Source organism: Rhizobium sp. KNZ14-9A (assembly GCF_056755015.1).
In genome coordinates, this window is record NZ_JBPGXB010000004.1 from 1,669,837 (window position 1) to 1,690,606 (window position 20,770).

Below are 20,770 nucleotides of genomic sequence, written 5' to 3' on the forward strand. Positions count from 1 at the left end.
CTATCCTCCTTCTCACCAGGGCACATCGGTACCGTCATAGCCGATGATGCGGCCGGAATCGGCAATCGTCAGCCCCGAGAGGACCTTCTTCATGCCGGCCACACTCGTTTCCACGGCGATGCCGTTGAAGTTCGTCATCCGGGTCGCGACAAGACCCGGCCGCAACAAGGTGCAGATAATCCCGTCGTCCTTCCATTCCCTCGCCAATGCCGACCAAACTGCGTTCAGGCCGGTTTTGGAAGCGCGGTAGGTATATTGCGTTCCCCAGTCATTGGCGCCGATCGAGCTCATCAGGCTCGACATGGCAGTGGCGATCCTGAGCTTTCCCGCAAGCAGATTCGGTTTCAGCGCCGCAGCAAGCGCAAGCGGTGCGAAGGTGTTCGTCTCGACCACCTTCAAAAAGTCCTCCTGCGTCACCTCTGCCGGTTTGGCTTCGAGATTGACCGCAATACCGGCATTGGCGATCAACGCATCGATCGGAACGCCATCGAGATCGACATAAAGAGCCTCGATCGAGCTCTTCTGCGTGACATCCAGGGTAAACACTTCTGCGCCCGATATGCTGGCAAGTTCGGACGCGGTGCACGGATCTCTGGCGGTTCCGAGGACCGTCCAGCCGTCTGCCGCAAACTGCCGGGCAAGCTCGAGGCCGATGCCCCGATTTGCGCCTGAGATAAGGATCGTTGACATTCGATTTCACTTCATGCGATTGGAATATCAACGGTATACCAAAACAAGAATCGCGCAACTCCCTCCGACAATTTTTTCGTTGAGACGGCGTGCAGCATCAGCGACACGCGTTCACAAAAGACGTCAGAGGCCTGCCACTCGCTAAAAACGGATCATCCAATGTCCCTGATCAGTACCAGCAGCAAGGGCGTTTACGTCATCGCTGTAACCCCATTTGCCGAAGACGGAGCGATCGACACTGCGAGCGTCGACAGCGTCACCGACTTCTATCTCGAGGCAGGCGCCGACGGGTTGACCATTCTCGGCATGATGGGTGAGGCGCCGAAGCTGACCTATACGGAAGCCCTGGCCGTGACGAGACAAACACTCGCACGCGCCGCAGGCAAGCCCGTCGTCGTCGGCGTATCGGCGCCGGGGCTTGCGGCAATCAGCGAATTGACCAAGGCTGTGATGGATCTCGGAGCGGCGGGCGTCATGGTGGCGCCGCCCGGCAATCTGAAAACCAACGAGCAGATCATAAGCTATTATCAGCAGATCGTGGACGCGCTCGGCAGCGACGTTCCCGTCGTGCTGCAGGACTTTCCACTATCCACTGGCGTGTCAATCAGCAACGATAGCCTTGGCCGCATTATCGAAACCTGCCCGAGCATCGTCATGATCAAACATGAAGACTGGCCGGGGCTTGCAAAGATCACTGCGCTCCGCGAAGCCGAAGTCAATGGCCGCCGCCGCGTCTCGATTCTCTGCGGTAATGGCGGCATCTTCCTGCCTGAGGAAATTGCGCGGGGTGCGGATGGTGCGATGACCGGCTTCGGATACCCTGAAATGATGGTCGAGGTCTGTGCACTTGCTGCTGCGGGAGACATTGACCGGGCACAGGACATATTCGATGCTTACCTGCCGCTCGTTCGCTACGAGCAGCAGCCGGGCATCGGGCTCGGCGCGCGCAAACACGTCCTTGCGCGACGCGGCGCAATCCGCAGTTCAGCGCAGCGCCGCCCCGGCACACCGCTTTCCAGGACTGCGATCGAGGAGATCGAGCGGTTGATCCTGCGGCAGGAGCGACGTCTGGCCGCGCTTAGTCGATAGGCTGGTGTCAGCCTCTCCGCCGCCCGAGGATGAAGTCGATGATGGCATCGCGCACATTGTCGAGATGATCGCCCATCAGCCGGCGCGACAGTTGGGGATCATCGCCGGCAACCGCATCGATCAAGGCCATATGCTCGCTGCCGCCCGGCTGCAGGCGATGGGGCATGCGCGCCGTATTGAAGATATGGGTGCGGCGGCGCAGGTCTCGGATCGCCGCGGCAACCATCGGATTTCCGGCAGCTTCGGCGATCGTTCCGTGCACGAGATCATCGACGGACCAGTGGTCGGCCGGCGTGATCTTAGGAAGCTGCAGCAGCCCGCGGATCGCGACGCGCACCTTCTCCGCTTCATCAGCCGCCAGTTGCCCAGTGGCGCGCGCGGCTGCCTCAACTTCGAGAATCCGGCGCATATCAAGCAGGTTCATGTAGGTTTCGATGCTCACATCCGCAACGACGAGCATCCGGCCCTGCCGGCGCATGGCAAGCGATTCCGTTTCCAGCCGGCCGAGCGCCTCGCGCACGGGCGTACGCGAAATCGACAGCATCTCGGCGAGCTTGCGTTCCTGCAGGACGGCACCGGCCTGGAGGCGCCCGGACAGGATCAGATCCAGGATCTGCGCATAGGCAAATTCGCTGAGGCTGGGCTCGCCTTCTGCTGAAAGCGGGAAGACACGCCCCGCCGCCGCCGTATCGGAAAATGTCATTCGAACCCCGTTAGTTGGTGGACCGGCGATATACCAACCTTGCCTGTGAAGCAATCGATTTTGCTTGCACAGTCACCGCGCGTGGAAGCCACGAACCATATTGACGACTGCGTGCCATTGGTATTCCATTGGAACACCTATATTACTAAAGGAGATATTAATGTCGATTCAACCGTGGAGAGCAACATGCATCCAAATGGACAGCAAGATCGCCAGCAATGCGAAAACGCGGGAAGAAGCATGGCAGATCATCGAGGAGAACCTTGATGAGGCGGTCCGGCTGATCGAAACAGCATGCAAAAGCGAACTGCCGCCCAGGCTCGTTGTTCTGCCGGAATTCGTCTTTCAAGGCCCGCCGCGCGCAACGCCCGTCAGCGAATGGATCGATCGCGCCTGCACCACCATTCCGGGACCGATCACCGAGCGCCTTGCGGCCATCGCACGCCAGCACGACATTTACATTGCCGGCAATCACTTCGAGGTCGATCCGCGCTGGCCCGACCGCTATTTCAATTCCTCCTTCCTGCTCGATGCCAAAGGCGAGATCATCCTGCGCTACCGGCGCATCAACACGGCAAGCTGGACCTCGCCGCATGATATTCTCAGCCAGTATCGCGAGGCCTATGGCGAAGACGGGATCTTTCCTGTCGCCGATACCGAACTTGGCCGGCTTGCCATCTTCCCCTGCGGCGAGGTCAGCGTGCCGGAACTCTCACGCGTCTTCATGATGCGGGGTGCGGAAGTCCTGCTGCATCCTTCCAATGAACCAGCCAATGCGCGGGCCGACGCCGCCAAGATCTGCCGTGCCGCGGAAAATATGTGTTACCTCATCAGCACCAATGTTTCGGGGCAGATCGGCTTTTCGGACCAGGAGCGCGGCGGGCATTCGCAAATCGTCGACTTCAACGGAAACTATTTGGCCTTTGAGGGATCCGACGCCGAAAGCCTCGCGGCGAGTGCCGTGATCGATATCGGCGCGCTGCAATCAGCCCGCCGGGATACGAATATGGGCAATGCCCTCCTGCGAACGCGCTGGGAAATGTATCGCGATTATTTCTCGGCTGCTGAATTCTATCCGGTCGATGCGCTCGCCAAGAAGGCTTTCGAAACCTATTCCGAGCTCTCGCCCGTCCACGAAAAGGCGATTTCCAACCTGACGGCCGCACGGATCATTCGCAATATCGACGCCTGAGCGTCGCCGCCATCACGACGGGGACGGCCAGACTTCTGGCTGCACCGGTATAAAGTCCATGGAGGGCTCATGAGGAGCGCGCTGAGGCGCCAACCTCGCTGCCCCTACTTCAGAACCCGACACGAACAATTGCGGGTCGCAAACTCGGCCACTTTGCGGCCCTTCAAACGTTGCTTTGCATATAAAATAATCACAAAGTGATGGTGCTTAATATTGCAACATCGACACATTGACACGCGATATTCCCTTGGCATACCATCTGAATGCCAACATAAGAAATGGGGATCGAGATGAGGAAAAAAATGAAGCATCTGGTGATGCCGCTCGTCGGATTGACGATGCTCTGCGCGCCCGTTGCGAGCAACGCTCTCGCACAGGATCATGAGAAGATTAACCTCCGGCTGGCCTGGGTCGCCGGCGGCGTGGATGCGCCGATTTTCGTTGCAGCCGCCAAGGGATACTTCGCCGAAAAGGGCCTCGACGTGAACATCGTCGACGGCAATGGCAGCACCGGCACCATTCAGGCCGTCGGAAGCGGTGATTTCGAAATCGGCATTGCCGGCCTCGGCGCGCTGGCGCAGGCGCAGCAGGCAGCCGGCGCCGACACAATCGTTGCCGTGGCCGGTCTGCTCCAAAAGGACCCGACATCGATCATCAGCCTCAAGGGCTCCGGCATCAACAGCCCGAAGGATATCGAGGGCAAGCGGCTCGGTACCGATGCGGGTAATTTCGAGGACGGCATGATCAAAGCCTTCGCCGAGGCCAATGGCGTCGATATGAACAAGGTCAATGTCATCATGATCAATGGCGGCGGCGACCGGGTCGCGCTTTTGAAGGGCGATGTCGACTTCATCAACGGCTGGGCCAATCCAGATGGCGACAAGGTCGCCGAACGGGCCGCCATCGAGCCGCCCATGCTGTTTGCCGATTACGGTGTGAACATTTTGGGTTCGAGCGTCATCGTTCGAAAAGACTATCTGACGAAACACGGGGATGCCGTTCGCGGTTTCCTGGCCGCTCTGCAGAAGGGCAAGGCCGAAGCTGCGGCCAATCCCGACGAAGCGCTGAAGATCTTGATGGAAGCCCGCCCTGACTCCAACGAAGAAGGGATGAAGGGCGAGATTAAGAACATGCCGAAATACGAGCATACGGCCGCTTCCGAGGGCAAGCCCTATGGCTGGGTCGCCGAGCAGGACATTACTCTGACGATCTCGCTTCTTGAGAAATACAGCGGCATGGCCCCCGGCCTGACCCCCGCCAAGATTTATGACGGATCCTACCTGCCGGCCAATTGATGCGCTCCCGGGTGGCGCGCGCGCCACCTTCATCTCATCGAAATGCCCGCAGGGGCGCGGACTTCCCCATGGATCTCGGACTGAACAACAAACACGCGTTGGTACTTGGCGCCAGCCAGGGGTTGGGCCTTGCTGTCGCCAAGGCGCTTCTTGCCGAAGGCGCGAGCGTCACGCTCAGCGGCCGCTCGCCCAATCGTCTCGAAGCCGCGCGACAGAGCCTGCCCGAGGATCAGCAGGCCAGGTGCTATCTCGCAGTAGCGGATCTTTCCGATCCCGATGCTGCCAGCAAAATCAGCGAAGCCGCACGCAACAAGGGTAGGGTTGATATCCTCGTCAACAATACCGGCGGCCCGCCACCTGGCATTCCCTCGGGAGTCGATGTCGATATCGTTTCTGCGCAGTTCGACGCCATGGTTCGTCCCGTCCTGTCGCTGACACTCGATCTCGTACAGGCAATGCGGGCGCAGAAATGGGGCCGGATCATCACCATTGCTTCCAGCGGCGTCGTCCAGCCCATCCCGCATCTGCCGATTTCCAACGCGCTTCGTTCGACGCTCGTCGGCTTCATGAAGACCCTCGCCGGTGAAGTGGCGAAAGACGGCGTGACCGTCAACATGCTGCTACCGGGGCGGATCGCAACCTCAAGAACGCGATCGCTCGACGCGGCCCAGGCCGAACGCAGCGGACGACCGGTCGAGGATATCAGCGCAGAATCAGCCGCAACCATTCCGGCCGAACGCTACGGCACCGTGGAAGAATTCGGCGCCGTCGCAGCATTTCTCGCCGGGGTACCGGCAAGCTACGTCACCGGCAGCATGCTGCGTGTCGATGGCGGCGCCATTCGCTCGATCTGAATGGGCGGCTCGCCCGTACGGAATTTCTCGGCCCCGGGGCCTCACAGGAGATGGGTCAGACCCAGATGCAGAGATGAACGCCATTCCATCACAACACAGCATTCCCAAGGTGACGTCGAAGCACATCGCCATTTCCGGCGTCTCGAAAACCTTCGAGACCCGCAAGGGTACGGTGCATGCGCTTCAAGACATCAATCTGTCGATTGGTAAGGGCGAGTTCGTCTCGGTGCTCGGACCGAGTGGCTGCGGCAAGAGCACGCTGATGATGCTGCTTGCCGGCCTGACATCGGTATCGCTCGGCCGCATCATGGTCGGCGACAAGCATATCGACGGACCCAACGCAGAAGCAGGCGTCGTCTTCCAGCAAGACGTGCTGCTTGAATGGCGCACCGCCCTGCAGAATGTTCTGCTACAGGCGGAAGTCCGCAAATCCGATATGGCCCAGGCGAAAGACAGGGCGCGTCAGCTGCTCAAGATGGTTTCGCTCGAAGACTTCGAGGACGCCTATCCGAAGGAACTGTCCGGCGGCATGCGCCAGCGCGTATCGATCTGTCGGGCGCTCTTGCACCGGCCGCCGCTTCTGTTGATGGACGAACCTTTCGGTGCGCTCGACGCCATGACCCGCGACCAGTTGCAGATCGATCTCCTGCGTCTCTGCGCCGATAACGAGATGACGGTCTTCTTCATCACCCACTCGATCCAGGAAGCGATTTTCCTCAGCGACCGGGTGGTCGTCATGTCGCCGCGTCCGGGCCGCATCGAGCGGATCATCGATATCGACCTGCCGCGCCCGCGGCGACTTGCCATGCGCGAGGATCCGAAATTTTCCGCCTATACGCGGGAGCTGACGGCAATCTTCAAGGGACTTGGCGTTTTTCGCGAGGAGTATTGATCATGGCACCGATTGCCGACACTCGCATCGAATACCGCCAGAACCTGGTTTCACGCGCCCTCGGCGCAGTTCCTCCGGCACTCTGGGCCCTTGCCGGCCTCCTCATCATCTGGGAGCTCTGCGTCCGTATTGCTCAGGTTCCCGCTTTCATTCTTCCTCCGCCCTCGGACATATTCGAGGAAATCGTCAAAAACGCACATCGCCTGGCGCCGAACGCGCTGGTTACAATGAGCGAAGTGCTGCTCGGCTTCCTGTGTTCCGTCGCCGTCGGCGTGCCACTGGCGGTCATGATCGTCTATTCACGCTTTATGGAAAAGGCGATCTATCCGCTGATCGTCGCCAGCCAGACGATTCCGAAGGTTGCCATCGCGCCCTTGATGCTGACCTGGTTCGGCTACGGAATGGCCCCGAAGATCGTCATCGTGGTCCTCTTGTCCTTCTTCCCGATCGTCATCAATTCGGTCATGGGACTGAAGTCTGCCTCGCGGGAGATGATCTACCTGTCACGCTCCATGGGTGCGAGCGGCTGGCAGACCTTCTGGAAGTTCCGCCTGCCGCAGGCACTTCCCAGCATCTTTGCAGGTCTGAAGCTTGCAACGGCGCTGTCAGTCATCGGCGCCATCGTCGCCGAATTCATCGGTGCGGATAAGGGTCTCGGCTACCTGATCCTGATTGCCGGCGCGAATTTCGACATTGCTCGCCAATTCGCCTCCGTCGTGGTGATCTCGCTCATCGGCGTCATGTTCTTTGCCGTGCTGGAACGGATCGAGCGGATCGCCATCCCCTGGAAGGAGAGCACGGCCGTTGCGGACAGGGGATAGGGCTGCAAGCTAGGTGTAGTGAGCGCGCCGCCCAACGGGCGGCGTTTTCTTTTCGGCTGCACTGATCGCGGATCGCCAGTGACCGACGAAGCACCCAAACGACGAAGCCCAGCTCTCTGGCCGGGCTTCGTCGTTAATGCTTGTCGGATTATGGAATCAGAGATCGAGAACAAGCCGGCCGCTCCTAGCGCCCGAGCAGCAGATCATGATGAGCTTGTTGGAAGCCTGTTCGCGCGCTGAGAGAACATTGTCCTTGTGATCCGGCACACCCTCGACAACACGAGTTTCGCAGGTACCGCAGACGCCCTCCCGACAGGAATAGGCGACGCGAATGCCGGCGTCCTGCAGGACGTCCATGATCGTCCTGCCCGCCGGGACGAGAAATTCCTTACCAGAACGCTTCAGAACCACCGTGAAGGAGGTGGCCGACTGCTCGACCGTGGCCGAAAAATGCTCGACATGAACCGTCTCGTCCCGACGTGCTGCCGCCGCATTCTTGAAGGCGTCGATCATCGGGGCCGGGCCGCAGCAGTAAAGATGCGCATCGTCAGGAGAGGATGCGACGAGGTCCGCAATCTGCAGGACTGCACCCTTCTCGTCGTCGAAATGGAACAGGACGCGGCCGGGCTCGATTGCCTCCAGGTGCTCGAGTTCTCTGACGAAGGCAGCGCTTCGGCGGCTGCGTCCGGCATAGATGAGCTTCCAGGCCTTCGAAAGCGCTTCCATGCGACGGATCATCGCGACGACAGGTGTAATGCCGATACCACCGGCGAAGAAGACGGTCTGATCCGCGTCTTCTTCCAGAGCGAAATTATTGCGTGGCGGCTGAACCGTGACGATATCGCCGACCCTGGCGGTCTCGCAGAGATAGGCCGAGCCACCACGGCTCGACGCGTCCCGGTTGACGGCGATCACATAGCTTTTCGGCCTATGGCCGTCGCTCGTCAGCGAGTAGCTGCGGGAGAGATCGCCGGGCAACGCAAGATCGATATGGGCGCCCGGCGCAAAGGAAGGCAGCAACCCACCATCGGGCGAGACGAGTTCGAAGGAGCGGATCGTTTCCGCTTCATAGCGGATCGCCAGGATCCGCAGGGAAAGAACCGCGGGTTCAGCCATATCGCTCCTTTGCTCCTGAACGGGCTCGCTCGTCGGGATGGATGGGACCGGCGCGTTTGCCGCACCGCTCACATGGGGGTAGCTGCCGTCCATCATTCGGCGGCCGACAGCTTCGGTCGATAACCCTTGATCGCAGCCATCTTTTCCTCATAGCCCTCGAGCCAATCGGTACCGTGGGGCACGACGATGTCGCCGCCGCGGGCATCACGCGCCAGTTCCGGCTGGCGGACGATATCTGGAAGCTTGCCGCTTTCGGCATATTCCTTGGCTGCGTCGAGCATGACGCGGCGCGTCAGGATGACCATGCGGTCTGAAGCGGCGAGATGCTCCATATCGCGATCGACGATAAATCCCATGGACTCCTGGATGGCCTGGTCCTGCAGCGGCACACCGACGATGCCGGTATAGCTGTCGCCATTACGCTGCCACTCGCGGTCGATCCCGTAATCGTTGGAGCGATCCTTGACCGGGCGCCAGCGACCTTTCCAGTCGGTGGTGTTGGGATGGTATTCAAGCGGCCGGGCAAGGCCGCCGACGGGCGTCCCATCCTTGTATTTCAGGTTCTTCTTCCGGCCATCCTTGCGACCAAGATCGATGTTGAAGATCATGGTCGAGGTGTCGTCGATCGGAACCCAGGCGTTGGCGGTAATATTGCCTTCGATCTCGCCACCCGGATAGGTGACCCAGAAGGGGAAGACATAGCTCGCGAAACGGTGGTGTTCGGTTCCCTCATAGGCGTTTCGCTGCGCCGAATACATGGTCCCGAACGGCATCACCGAGACGTTGATCTTCGGCGCCTTCTCGGTGACGGTGAAGACTTCCGGATCGCTGAGATCGAGCTTCTCTCCATCGATACCGCCGACATGCAGGAAGCCCAGATGCGATGTGTCGATATCGCCTTCGAGCGCCTGCATGTAATTGCAGTCACGGTGGGTCAGCGCGATGTTGCGGTCGTCGCCCTCGGCCATGATGGCTTCGAGCTCCGGCAGTTCCGGCGGGTTGGCCTGCTCCTCGCCCATATAGGCAAAGACGAGACCGCCGGATTCCTTGACGCGATAGGCAATCGCCGGCGTACCGGCCGGATATTTCGACTTGTCCTCGAGGTTCGGCTGGTCGAGACATTTGCCGGTGACGTCGAATTTCCAGCCGTGATAGGCGCAGCGAATGCCGCCCATTTCATTGCGCCCGAAAAACAGCGATGCACAGCGGTGCGGGCAGCGATGGTCGAACACGCCAACCCTGCCCTCGCTGTCGCGGAAGGCGACGAGCTTTTCGCCGAGGATCATCAGGCGTATCGGATCGCCGTCCGCCTTCAGCTCCGACGACATGCAGACCGGTATCCAGAACTGGCGGAAGAAATTGCCCATCAACGTGCCCTTATCAACGCGGCAGAGCTGTTCGTTTTCCTCGGCAGTGATCATGCTTGTCTCCTTGATGTCATCGGCTGGAAAGAGGTTCGAGAACGCGCACGCGTTCCAGGTTGGCCCGCGAGATGTCGACGGCCGCTTTCGTCTCCGCAGCATTCATCATGGGCACATCGCGAAAGTGGTCAGGCGGATAGAAGGTCGCCTGCTGGTAGTAGGGCCGGTACATCTCGAAACGGGCGCGCAGCAGCGGATTGTGAGTTCCGGTATCGGTGCGGCGATCGAGGCGGAGCCTCTCGATGTCGATGATGCCGGAAACGCCGACACCTTCCGCAGCACTTTCCTCAAAGGCGAGGGTGTCGCCGAAATGATCAAGAATATGCGAGCGGCCGCCGAGGATGGAGTTGTCGGGAGAAAAGCCGATCGGTCCTGCGACATTGGCGCTGATCAGATAACACATGTTCTCTGCCGCGCGCGCAACCTTGGCCGCCTCTTGGCCCGTCGTGAACTTGGAGTTGGTCGGATGCAGGATCACTTCAGCGCCCTGCATCATGTAACAGCGGGCCACCTCAGGAACATTAATTTCGCCGCAGGGGATCAGCGCCAGCCGCCCCAGTTCGGTATCGGCAATCGGGAACACCTGGTCCTGGGGTGTCGCACGTAGATAGTCGGACATGAAATCATGAACCGAGGGAAAGGCCGCCGTATTGACGCGGCGGTAATTGACGACGATCTCGCCGTCGCGTCCGATCAGAAAGGACGAATTGAAGTAACGGCCGGGCCACTCGGGCGGCGCTTCGAACATGTTGCCGGCGATATAAATTTCTTCGCGCCTGGCAAGCGCCTGCAGCGGGGCGGTCAAAGGACCGGGGATCGTCGAGCAGGCTCTCTGGATCCAGGGGGTCACGGTCATGGAAAGCGGTGGCCCCTGCAGGGCAAACTCCGGAAACACGACGAGATCCGGCTTCTCGTTCGACGCGCAAGCCGTCTCGATCAGGCCGATCAACCGGTCGAGATTGCGCCTAATGACGGCACGCGCCGCCTCGTCGTCGGATGCCTGTGTTGCCCGTTCACTTCGCATTTGGATACTGGTTGCGCGCCAGGGTTTGACAGCCACTATCGATCTCCATTTGTTGGCAGACACACTGCACGCCATTGGTATACCAAGCTTTTAGCGCGGCTTTTACCGTTTGCCAAGCCCTGTTTCACAACGGATTTTCGCGAAAAGACGCAGGTTGGTGGGATCCTTCGCAGAAAACAGGGGTTTGGAATACCAAGATTATTCCTATCGTCTTCCAGTGGAGCACAAGCTGGGTTAGTGGATAGAAGATTTTGATCGGGGGTGAGCATGACCGAATCTGACCATGACCAGTTTGCCGAAGCGCTTTCGTCAGAACGCGCGAACCTGACCGGGCAGGTCTACGAGCAGCTGATCGACATTCTGATCCGCGGTGAGCTGCGGCCGGGCGATGTCATCGTCGAACGGCGCATGGCCGATCGATTGAACGCCTCGCGCACGCCGATCCGGGAAGCTCTTGGCCGACTTGAAGCGGAAGGCCTTGTCTACAAGCAGCCGGGCCGTGGCGTCACCGTCAGCCCGTTTTCGACGGAAGCTTTCGTCGAGCTGCTGCATGTGCGCCAGCTCCTGGAATCGGAGGCTGCTCGACTTGCCGCAGGCCGCATCCCCCAGGCACGCATCGAGGAGATCCGCGCAGCACTACAGGAGCTCGGCAACAAACCGGCCCCGTCACTCAGCGAGATCTGGGAAATCGACGACATGTTGCACGGCGAAATCGCCGACGCGGCGGGCAACGCGCTTTTGGCCGGCATGATCCGCGACCTGCGCCGGCGCACCCATGTCTTCAACGCCTATCGTAATCCGTCGAAGTACAAGTTCGGCGTAGAGGAAAATGCGGCACTTCTCGATGCCATTTCGAGTGGCGATCAGGAAATGGCCCGCAAGGCGATGGCCCACCACATCGAAAGCGTCAAACTTGCCATCATCGACCGGTTGGCAGGCAGCGCCCGCTAGCCTGACAATCGCCCCAGAATATGTGGTGCCTGGTATCGTGTCATCCTCGACGCGGTATATAGCGGCCGTAGCCCGGCGTTTCGGTTACGGCGGCGCCGTCGAAGACCTTGCGCCCGCGAACGAAGGTCGCCGAAGGTCTGACCAAGAATATCATGCCCTGATAGGCGCTCCAGCCAGGACCGTCCGGATTTGCGTTGGCGTCGTAGACATAATTCTCTGGCGCGAGCACGGCGATGTCGGCATCAAAACCCGGAGCGATGCGCCCCTTTTTTGAAAGCCCGAAGAACCGCGCCGGGCGATCGGCAAGATAGCTGGCGGTCAGCAGCGCAGCTTCGACATCGCCCTTGCGCTTTGCCGCCGCAGTAAAGAAGGCCGGCAACATCACTTCCAGTCCCGGCATGCCCGCTGCCACGTCGAAGATCGAATCATTGGTCTTTCGCTCCAGCGGCCAGGCGCTGTGATCGGAAGAGACGAAGCTGCAGAGCCCCTCCTCCAACACGCACCAGAGCGCCTCGATCTGCCATGGGCGGATCGGCGGGTTGACCTTGAGCAGCCCTTTCAGGCGCGGCATGTCGATATCGGCGTCGAAGAGGAGATAGTGCACGCACATTTCGGCGGTCGCTTGAACACCTCTGTCGCGATAGGCGCGCACCATCTCGAACCCCTCAGGTACGGAGATGTGAACGATATGGGCGTGGGCGCTCGTCGAGGCAGCGAGTTCGAGAAAGGTGCCTGTGGCAGCAAGCTCGGCCACCGGCGGACGGCTCTGGCTGTGAAATTCGGCACTGATCTTACCCGCCTCCTTCAGGGTTTTCGTCGCATGCGCCACGATTTCCTGATCCTCATTATGCAGGCCGAGCGGAAGGCTCGTGCCCTCCAGCGCATGCAGCAAGGTTAGCGTCGCGGCATTGTCGATGCGGGGAAAGCGATCCGGGTGCGCCTCGAAGGACGAAATCTTGAAGGCGCAGACCCCGAGATCGACAAGCCCTCTGATATCGGAAAGGTCAGGTATCGGCGGGACCGTGCCATACAGGGCGACGTCGCAGACGGCATGCTGGTGGATGGCGCTGACCTTTTCCTGGAGCACTGACGCTGTCGTGACCGGGGTTGGATGGTCGTATGGCATATCGACGATCGTGGTGACGCCGCCGATCACGGCAGCCTTCGTCGTCGGCGCCATGCCGGGAAAGCCGATCTGGCTTCCCGCATGGGTCTGACCGTCGACCGCTCCCGGCAAAAGCCAGGCCGCGCCAAAATCCTGCGTTTCAGGCGCCGCTGGCGCCCTGCCGGTCCCGACCGCCGCGATCATCCCGTCGGCAACGGCAACCCAGCCGTTCTCGATGAGACCCGACGCCGCTACCACCCGACCTTTTAGAACCAGTTCCGTCATTTCGCCGACTCCTCTGCTCTTCCGCCGCGTTTTATTTTTTGGCGTGCAATTGGCATTCCTTTGGTGTACCAACTCGGAAACACCTTTAAAAGACCCCTTCAAAATTTCAGGAAGAGCGAGACTGAAAATGATCTATGACCTGACGATCCTATCGCTGCAGCCGAATACACTCGGCGTCGTCATGCCCGTATTGCCGGAGACCTACGCGAGCTTTTCTGCGACCGGCAGGCCGCTCGGGGCCTTTGCCTGCGAGTTCGGCACACTGAATCGCTTCGCCTTCTTGACGGCCTATGAGGGGGTAGAGGCGATTGCGGAAGAGCGCGCCAGACTGATGACGGCAGAAGATCCCTATAAGATCGGCGCGCATCTCGCGGGTGTGACGAGCACGGCCTTCAAGCCGCTGTCCTTTGCAAAGCCGATTTCGCCAGGGACCTACGGTCCTTTTTATGAGTTCCGCACCTACACGCTCGCCCCCAACGGCCTAGCCGAGACGGAAGCTGCCTGGGCCAAGATCATCGATCGCCGCTATGAAATGTCGCCGCTCCTAACCAACATGGCATCCATCGAGGAAGGACCGCAAAAGATGGTACATATCTGGCCGTACCAGACGATCGAAGCCCGCATGGCGGCGAGAGCGCAGGCGAGTAAGGAAGGCATCTGGCCGCCGCCAGGCGGCTCCGGCAGACTGACCAACCTGCAGTCGGAACTGTTTGTCGCAACCTCTTTCTCGGATCTGAAATAGGCATGGGCATCGCAGGTCGTCTCCGCGAACTCGGCATCGAACTTCCCCCTCCACCTGCTCCGATTGCCCGCTTCCTTCCGTCCGTGGAAGCGGGCGGGCTTCTGTTCTTGTCCGGACTTGCTCCCCTCGATAAGAATGGGAAACCCTACACAGGCGTCGTCGGCCGCGATCGAATGATTGCGATACAGAAAATCTAAATTTCAGCAAAATGTTACTAGCGTCGCAGCGCTGATCACGAAAATTATTATATTACTTTCGGTTGCATTTTGACGCAAACCTCGCAATGATCATCCGTGACCGGAGGTTCCAGCCATGAAGGCCAAGTCGCCCACATCGATCGATGCCTATGTCGGCAGCAGAGTGCGGGCGCGCCGCAAGCTGCTCAGGCTATCACAGGCCGGACTTGCCGAACGGATCGGCGTCACCTTCCAGCAGATCCAGAAGTATGAAAAAGGCATAAACCGCATTGGCGCGAGCCGGCTGCAAACGATCGCCGAGACATTGGGCGTACCCGTTCAGTTCTTCTTCGAAAATGACACCGAGCCGACCACCTATAACCTTGTCAGCAACGGCAGGGATGATCTGAATGCGTTTTTGGCGTCGAAGGACGCCCAAGCCCTCAATCGCGCCTTCATGGCGATCGAGAGCCCGGCTATCCGCCAGAAGCTCGTCGCCCTTGCCAAGAGCCTGGCCAGGAACACGCACCCTGATATCGATGTCATTCGTCCAGAAACCGGCGCCTGAGGGCTTTCGTGATCCATCTCCAGACCTTTGGCGAATTGCGACTGACAGACGGCCTGGGAGCGCCGATCCGCTATCCGGTCAAGGCTCTGGTGATGCTCGCCTATCTGTATTGCTCGCCGGATTACCAGCGCAGCCGACAAGAGCTCGCGCGATTCTTGTGGAACGAGACCGGAGATCATCTTGCCGATCTCAATTTGCGGAAGTTGATTTCACGCATTCGCGACACAGCGACAGGACCCGACGAACAGATACTGAATTTCGGGCCACCTTTCGTCAGCCTGAACAAGAACGTCCTGTCGGTTGATCTCGACATCTTGCGCAAGGAAGAGCAGCCGGTGGCGCAATTGGCGGCCGTCAGCGATCTCGTGCAACGTGGCTTCATTGCCGGTCTCAGCGCATCGACCAAGGCAATCGATGGATGGATTGAGCGCGAACGGCAGCTGCACCTGCTCACCTTAAGGGATATTTTCGTCAGGGCTGCAGATCATATTCGTGATGACGAGGAACGTCGCCTTCTGCGCCGCTCGGGACTTCAACTTCTTGAAGTCTTTCCCGGTGACGAGCAAATCCGATCGATCCTTCGTGGCACGGCAGAGGATCATCCGCAACGCCGCCCGCAGGCGAGAGCCGTGGCAATGGCACGCAGTCTCATCGCCGAGCAGCAAGACGCCGGCATGCCGCAAATCATAACGGCGACATCTGTGCCGCGGCTCGTACTGCTGCCCCCCGGTGCGGCGGCCCTGACACGGGAGTCGGCAATTGCCGACGCCCTTATCGAGGACGTCACGATCGAGCTCTGCGCCCTGCGCAACATATCCGTCGTCGCACCCCATACAGCCGAGCAGATCCGCCGCGACTCCGACAAGGCTACCATCGTTCAACGGCATTCGATTTCCTACCTCCTGGACACACGGCTTTCCGGAGAGGGGCTTTATGCACAACTCATCTATTTTCCAACCGACGAGATCTTGTGGGCAGCCCGATTTGACATGGCGGTCGAAACGCTGCCGACACAGAGGCGCTTGATCGCCCAGAAACTTGCCGACGCCGTCTCAGGACAATTGAAGCGGAACGAAAGCATTCGCCTTCGCAACGAAGCGGATCCGCAGGCCTACCATTCCTATCTCCTCGGTGCCGGTCTGCTTACCAAGCTGAGCTTACCGGATATCCGGCGTGCACGGAAATCCTTCAAGCGCGCACTGCATTTTTCTCGAGACTATGCCCCTGCTTTCACAGGCCTGTCGCGGACATTCACCAGCGAGTGGCTGTTGACCACGCAAGGCGATCCCGCCCTGCTGCAGCTTGCGGAAAATCAGGCACTTCGGGCGATAGAGAGGGATTCAGAATCGGCAGCCGGGCATCGGGAACTTGGCGTAACGAAACTTTACCAGGGTGCTGTCGATGACAGCGTTGCAGCACTCGACCTCGCCGAAAGCCTCAGCCCGCATTATGCCGATGTGATCTATAGCCATGCGGACACGCTGGTCCATGCATCGCGGCCGCAAGATGCGCTGGAGAAAATCAAGAAAGCGATCTCGCTCAATCCGATCGCACCCGACGCCTATCTCTGGTGCGCGGCTGGGGCGAGCTACTTCCTTGAACAGTACGAAGAGGCGCTCACCTATGTCGATCGGATGAAAGACAAGGCACCGGCCTATCGCATCGCGGCCGCCAGTTGCGCGATGATCGGCGATCGAAAACGGGCACAGTTTTATCGGCAACGCGCCGAGCTCCTCAATCCTGCTTTCGAGGTCGAGAAATGGCTCGCCTTGGTGCCCTTCAAGGAGCAGTGGCAAAAAGAGCTTTACCGAGACGGTCTTTTCAAGGCCGGTTTTTCAAAAACCTGAAGGAGAATATTATGGCAAAAGTTGTTGTACTGGGTGTATCGGGCGACAAGGGGCTCTGGCTCGTGGATATCGACGCGGGCACCGTAACACCGGTCCAGGTGCCTGCCAGCGGCGATCTGGCGGCAGCCGTCAAGCAGCGCGACGCCGGCGGCGTATTCATCAAGAATGTCGATTTCGCAATTGCCGTCTCCTCGGCTGATACGGTCTTCTCCGGCCACGTGGATGGCTGAAGGCGCGCGACGCTGACCGGTCATTCCGATCTTTATTCCGACCGAACAATTGCACCGCGGGACACATTGTCCCGTGTCGCTCCTTATTTAGAGGCAATGGGCATCACGCGCCTGTCACGACAGACTGATCTCGATTGTGTCGGTCTTCCGGTCTGGTGCGCCTATACACCGAACTCCCGCTCCATTGTCATCGCGCAAGGCAAGGGACTTGAGGATATCGACGCCAAAGTCTCGGCGGCGATGGAGGCCCTGGAACGCGCGGTGGCGGGCGAACCCGTCACCATAACTACGGTTTCGTCGGCACGAGACCTGCGACGCCGGGGCGATTGCGTCGAACCGCTCGATTGCCTGATCGCAAGCGGCGAGCAGGTCGTGGGCGAAGACGAGGAATTGGCCTGGAGCCTGGCAAGCGAGTTGCTTCACGACCAGCCGATCCATGTCCCGCAGGATGCCGCCCTCCTCGATCGAACGCGGCAGAACCGGTTCTGGATGTCGTCGGATGGTCTTGCCTCGGGCAACACCATGGAAGAAGCAATATTCCATGGCATTCTGGAGCGCATCGAACGCGATGCCCATGTGCTTTGGCAGATTGCCAGCGATGACAAGCGCTGCGCATGCTGCGTCGATCCCAGGAGTTTTGCCGACGCAGCGCTCTCGGGCCTGATCGACAGGATCGAGGCCGCCGGGCTCATCTTGAAACTCTTCGAGATCACGAGCGACATCGGTATCCCCTGCTATACCGCACTCGTCGCCCCATCAACGATCGACGGCAAAGTGCCGCTCCGGTTCGTCGAGGTCACCAGCGGCAGCGGCGCACATCCCTGGGCCGTGCGGGCGGCAATCCGCGCCGTAACGGAAGCGCTTCAGTCCAGACTGACTTATATCAGCGGCGCCCGCGACGATGTCTGGCCCGAATTGTTCACAACGCCGCTTCCGGCACAAACCCGCGCCACCTTTCTTGCCGTCCCTGCTTCTGTATCTGCGGCCACCATCACAAGACCGGCTGGAAACATATCCGTCCTGCTGCATGACCTGCTGACGCGACTTCGCGCCGGCGGAATCGGCTCGGTGATTGCCCTTCCCCTGACACCTGCAAACCTGCCATTTTCGGTGGTGAAGATATTCATACCCGATCTTGAGAACCCCGAGGGCAACAGGCTCCATCGTTTCGGCCAACGTGCCCTTGCAAGGGCGATGCGCTGGTGAAGGTCGTCTTCATCGGCCCGAGCTTGCCTAACGCAGCAAGCCACGCCGCGACGGATATCGTTCTGAGGCCGCCCGCTGTTCAGGGAGATGTGTTAAGGGCGGTGGAAGATGGCGCAAACGTCATAGGTTTGGTCGACGGCGGCTTTGAAAATACCGCACCGGTTTGGCATAAGGAAATTCTCTTCGCTCTCTCCCTCAATGTCACGGTTCTGGGCGCGGCCAGCATGGGTGCCTTGCGCGCCGCCGAATGCCAAGCATTTGGAATGATCGGCGTTGGCCGGATTTTCAACGACTATGTCAGCGGAACCATCGTCGATGACGCCGATGTCGCGCTTCTGCACGAACCGATGGAACTGGGCGGCAGACCGCTGACCGTGCCGATGGTCAATGTGAGCAGCACTTTGGACGAGATGGAAAGGCAGCAGCTCTTTGATAAAGCCTTTCGCCTGGCTCTCGAACAAGCCGCGGCAAATCTCTTCTTCAAGAAGAGAAGCTGGGCTCTCATCGTTCGAACATGTACGGCAATACCGGCATCGCAAAAGCCGCATTGGCTGAACATGGTGAAGACCCACGCAATCGATCAGAAGCGGATCGATGCCCTGGCTCTCCTCGAAGTTGTTCGCGATGCGGATGATCAGCGAGTGCCGATAAATCGCCATTGGGAATTCAGGAAAACCACGCTTTGGCCCGAACAACTAGCCCGCTCAAAAGCCCGGATCCCATTGCACCCATAAAGTGTTTCACGCGTTTTTCACACACTTTAGTACCGAACTGTCCCTATAGTCATCTATGCAATCTGGAGAATTGATATGACGGTCATAGGGTCGGGAAAACTTCAGCACGCAGCGGCGGCAGACATGGATGATCTTGACGAGCTCATGGCTTTGGCTCGGATGATCAGCTATGCAAAGGCGTTGGCGGAAGATTTGAAGATCGAACTGGGCGCTCAGTCTCTCGATCTGGCATTGACGGCGGTTACGCGGGAGCTGCGCAGGGCGACGGATGCCGATCTTCCCGGTTTGGAGCCGTTGCTCGCGGACATGAATATCGAGCTGCACTGATCGGCCCTGTGGCCAATGCCTCAGTCGTTGTTTCACTAAAGGTCGTTGAATGTCCTCTCATCCAAGATTCGTAGGCGCGGAAACAATGTTCGCAGAAACGAACTGAGACTCGGCAGGTGATTTCGCGCCTGTCGATGCGGTCAGCCGAAAGCTGCACCCAAACAATTCAGAGAGAGCCGATCGCGAGAATAAAGTCAGGTTGTCAATTTCGAGTTCACCGCGATACTTTCACGGCGAATGAACCGGCTCGGAATGACGACGCGCAGTTCTCGCCTTTCATCCGACTTTTCCATCCTGGCAATCAGGAATTCTGTCGCGGTCTCCCCGAGAGCCTCCATGGGTTGCTTGATCGTCGAGAGCGGGGGCGCACAATATTCGCACACCGGAGATCCGTCGAACGAGACGATCGACAGGTCCTCTGGTACGCGCCATCCCATCTTCTGAACCTTGCTCATGAAGGAGATTGCCATGTCGTCGCTCGTCGCCACGACAGCGGTCGGCTTTTCATCGAGCTTTGCAAAGTCTTCGGCAGCCTGCAGACCCGTTTCAAAGCCAAACTGGAAGGTGAATTGGCCACCGGCGCGCGTGACATGCTGTTCGGAAAGCCCCGCTTCCTGCAAGGCTTCGACGAGACCGGCATAGCGTTCGATGTCGTGATAGTTGCCCGTCGGGCCGGCGATGTAGAAGAAATGGCGGTGCCCGAGCGCCAGGAGCTCCCGACCAGCCTCTTTCACAGCCTGTCTGTCATTGGTGATGATGCTCGGAACAGAAGTATCGCTCATGTCGAGCAGAAGCGAAACGATCGGCAGTCCCGCCTCGGCAAGCGATCTGTTGGCGACTACCGGCAGCTGCGATGACAGGATCAGCGCGCCCCTCACCGTCCCTCCGAAGGCAAGATCAAGGATATGCCGCTCGGAACTTTCGTCACGATCGAGGTTGGCGATCATCAGATTATAGCCGTTGCGGATAACCGTGCGATTCACCGCCTCCAGAACCTGGGGAATGATCTGGGATGCGCCATAATGCAGCGAGCCCGGCAGGATGATCATAATGACGTTCGACTTGCCGACACGCAGGTTGCGGGCAGCGGCATTGGGCGTATAGCCGAGTTGTTCTGCTGCGGCTGCAATCCTTGCTCTGGTCTTTTCGTTGACCCGCCCCGGATTGGCCAAAGCGCGGCTGACTGTGGAAGTTGCGACGCCCGCCAGACGTGCGACATCGGCCATCAGGGCGGATGATCCCTCTGTGGATAGGCTATCTTCAGTTTTCTTCATCATTCCATCCACTTAGCCCAGTGCAACCAAATCCTGATCGGCTCACGAATCCCGTTATAGCAAACGATTGCCAAAAACTCGAAGAAAAGCGTTGCATATTTTATCGGCTTGACTAATATCCAGGCATGGCAATCGATTGCCAATTGTCAAAACATTGAATTCAATGGATAAAATTCGACGCGTGAGACACTCTTCGCGACGGATGAGCTATGCCTGGATGAAGGGGCT

21 protein-coding genes are annotated in these 20,770 nt (G+C 59.2%); 14 read left to right on the forward strand and 7 right to left on the reverse strand.

All coding sequences use genetic code 11. The annotated features are described in order from the left end of the window. Window positions 1-12: 12 nt before the first annotated feature. On the reverse strand, window positions 13-690 hold the full coding sequence (locus ACR9ZQ_RS38045) for an SDR family NAD(P)-dependent oxidoreductase (protein ID WP_481430424.1): 678 nt from the start codon (window positions 688-690) through the stop codon (window positions 13-15). A gap of 159 nt (window positions 691-849) precedes the next feature. Between ACR9ZQ_RS38045 and ACR9ZQ_RS38050 the strand changes: the two genes are divergently transcribed. Next, window positions 850-1,779: a dihydrodipicolinate synthase family protein gene (locus ACR9ZQ_RS38050; protein ID WP_481430425.1), complete on the forward strand. Its 930-nt coding sequence runs from the start codon at window positions 850-852 to the stop codon at window positions 1,777-1,779. Window positions 1,780-1,786: 7 nt separating this feature from the next. Here the strand turns inward: ACR9ZQ_RS38050 and ACR9ZQ_RS38055 are convergent, their stop codons facing one another. Then, complete coding sequence (locus tag ACR9ZQ_RS38055; protein WP_310382226.1) at window positions 1,787-2,482, reverse strand: GntR family transcriptional regulator; 696 nt, start codon at window positions 2,480-2,482, stop codon at window positions 1,787-1,789. Window positions 2,483-2,642: 160 nt separating this feature from the next. Between ACR9ZQ_RS38055 and ACR9ZQ_RS38060 the strand changes: the two genes are divergently transcribed. The 5 genes from ACR9ZQ_RS38060 (at window position 2,643) to ACR9ZQ_RS38080 (ending at window position 7,536) form a co-directional block, all read left to right on the forward strand. Further along, the gene (locus ACR9ZQ_RS38060) at window positions 2,643-3,674 is read left to right on the forward strand and encodes a nitrilase-related carbon-nitrogen hydrolase (RefSeq protein ID WP_481430426.1); all 1,032 of its coding nucleotides are present in this window, start codon (window positions 2,643-2,645) and stop codon (window positions 3,672-3,674) included. A 302-nt stretch (window positions 3,675-3,976) separates the two neighbouring features. Then, a complete protein-coding gene (locus ACR9ZQ_RS38065) occupies window positions 3,977-4,969 on the forward strand; it encodes an ABC transporter substrate-binding protein (RefSeq protein ID WP_481430427.1) in 993 nt (330 codons plus the stop codon). A 68-nt stretch (window positions 4,970-5,037) separates the two neighbouring features. After that, on the forward strand, window positions 5,038-5,823 hold the full coding sequence (locus ACR9ZQ_RS38070; RefSeq protein WP_037115559.1) for an SDR family NAD(P)-dependent oxidoreductase: 786 nt from the start codon (window positions 5,038-5,040) through the stop codon (window positions 5,821-5,823). 73 nt (window positions 5,824-5,896) lie between these two features. Next, a complete protein-coding gene (locus ACR9ZQ_RS38075) occupies window positions 5,897-6,715 on the forward strand; it encodes an ABC transporter ATP-binding protein (protein WP_310382222.1) in 819 nt (272 codons plus the stop codon). 2 nt (window positions 6,716-6,717) lie between these two features. Further along, the gene (locus ACR9ZQ_RS38080) at window positions 6,718-7,536 is read left to right on the forward strand and encodes an ABC transporter permease (RefSeq protein ID WP_481430428.1); all 819 of its coding nucleotides are present in this window, start codon (window positions 6,718-6,720) and stop codon (window positions 7,534-7,536) included. Between the two features lie 156 nt (window positions 7,537-7,692). Here ACR9ZQ_RS38080 and ACR9ZQ_RS38085 read toward each other — a convergent pair whose 3' ends face one another. From ACR9ZQ_RS38085 to ACR9ZQ_RS38095, 3 genes are all read right to left on the reverse strand, one after another. Further along, window positions 7,693-8,652, reverse strand: a complete 960-nt coding sequence (locus ACR9ZQ_RS38085; RefSeq protein WP_481430429.1) for a PDR/VanB family oxidoreductase — start codon at window positions 8,650-8,652, stop codon at window positions 7,693-7,695. Window positions 8,653-8,744: 92 nt separating this feature from the next. After that, a complete protein-coding gene (locus ACR9ZQ_RS38090) occupies window positions 8,745-10,073 on the reverse strand; it encodes a Rieske 2Fe-2S domain-containing protein (RefSeq protein ID WP_481430430.1) in 1,329 nt (442 codons plus the stop codon). Window positions 10,074-10,089: 16 nt separating this feature from the next. After that, window positions 10,090-11,133 (reverse strand): nitrilase-related carbon-nitrogen hydrolase, encoded by a 1,044-nt coding sequence (locus tag ACR9ZQ_RS38095; protein WP_481430431.1) that lies wholly within the window; start codon window positions 11,131-11,133, stop codon window positions 10,090-10,092. Window positions 11,134-11,364: 231 nt separating this feature from the next. Here ACR9ZQ_RS38095 and ACR9ZQ_RS38100 point away from each other — a divergent pair, with 231 nt between their 5' ends. After that, window positions 11,365-12,048: a GntR family transcriptional regulator gene (locus tag ACR9ZQ_RS38100; RefSeq protein WP_310382217.1), complete on the forward strand. Its 684-nt coding sequence runs from the start codon at window positions 11,365-11,367 to the stop codon at window positions 12,046-12,048. A gap of 40 nt (window positions 12,049-12,088) precedes the next feature. On the opposite strand, the gene ACR9ZQ_RS38105 is transcribed toward ACR9ZQ_RS38100, so the two are convergent. Further along, a complete protein-coding gene (locus tag ACR9ZQ_RS38105; protein WP_481430432.1) occupies window positions 12,089-13,438 on the reverse strand; it encodes a dihydroorotase in 1,350 nt (449 codons plus the stop codon). A gap of 127 nt (window positions 13,439-13,565) precedes the next feature. On the opposite strand from ACR9ZQ_RS38105, the gene ACR9ZQ_RS38110 reads away from it, so the two are divergent. From ACR9ZQ_RS38110 to ACR9ZQ_RS38140, 7 genes are all read left to right on the forward strand, one after another. After that, entirely contained in the window at window positions 13,566-14,180 is a 615-nt protein-coding gene (locus tag ACR9ZQ_RS38110; protein ID WP_481430433.1) for an NIPSNAP family protein, read from the forward strand. Between the two features lie 312 nt (window positions 14,181-14,492). Then, the gene (locus ACR9ZQ_RS38115; RefSeq protein WP_310382213.1) at window positions 14,493-14,924 is read left to right on the forward strand and encodes a helix-turn-helix domain-containing protein; all 432 of its coding nucleotides are present in this window, start codon (window positions 14,493-14,495) and stop codon (window positions 14,922-14,924) included. An 8-nt stretch (window positions 14,925-14,932) separates the two neighbouring features. Beyond that, complete coding sequence (locus ACR9ZQ_RS38120) at window positions 14,933-16,771, forward strand: AfsR/SARP family transcriptional regulator (protein ID WP_481430434.1); 1,839 nt, start codon at window positions 14,933-14,935, stop codon at window positions 16,769-16,771. An 11-nt stretch (window positions 16,772-16,782) separates the two neighbouring features. Then, entirely contained in the window at window positions 16,783-17,001 is a 219-nt protein-coding gene (locus tag ACR9ZQ_RS38125; RefSeq protein ID WP_310382211.1) for a hypothetical protein, read from the forward strand. Between the two features lie 48 nt (window positions 17,002-17,049). Then, window positions 17,050-18,207 (forward strand): YcaO-like family protein, encoded by a 1,158-nt coding sequence (locus tag ACR9ZQ_RS38130; RefSeq protein ID WP_481430993.1) that lies wholly within the window; start codon window positions 17,050-17,052, stop codon window positions 18,205-18,207. Beyond that, window positions 18,204-18,941 carry a TfuA-like protein gene (locus ACR9ZQ_RS38135; protein ID WP_481430435.1) on the forward strand — a complete coding sequence of 246 codons (738 nt, stop codon included), beginning with the start codon at window positions 18,204-18,206 and terminating at the stop codon, window positions 18,939-18,941. Before ACR9ZQ_RS38130 ends, ACR9ZQ_RS38135 begins: the two co-directional genes overlap by 4 nt. A gap of 123 nt (window positions 18,942-19,064) precedes the next feature. Then, entirely contained in the window at window positions 19,065-19,268 is a 204-nt protein-coding gene (locus ACR9ZQ_RS38140) for a hypothetical protein (protein WP_481430436.1), read from the forward strand. Window positions 19,269-19,462: 194 nt separating this feature from the next. Here ACR9ZQ_RS38140 and ACR9ZQ_RS38145 read toward each other — a convergent pair whose 3' ends face one another. Continuing rightward, window positions 19,463-20,542 carry a LacI family DNA-binding transcriptional regulator gene (locus ACR9ZQ_RS38145; RefSeq protein ID WP_481430437.1) on the reverse strand — a complete coding sequence of 360 codons (1,080 nt, stop codon included), beginning with the start codon at window positions 20,540-20,542 and terminating at the stop codon, window positions 19,463-19,465. Window positions 20,543-20,770 lie beyond the last annotated feature (228 nt).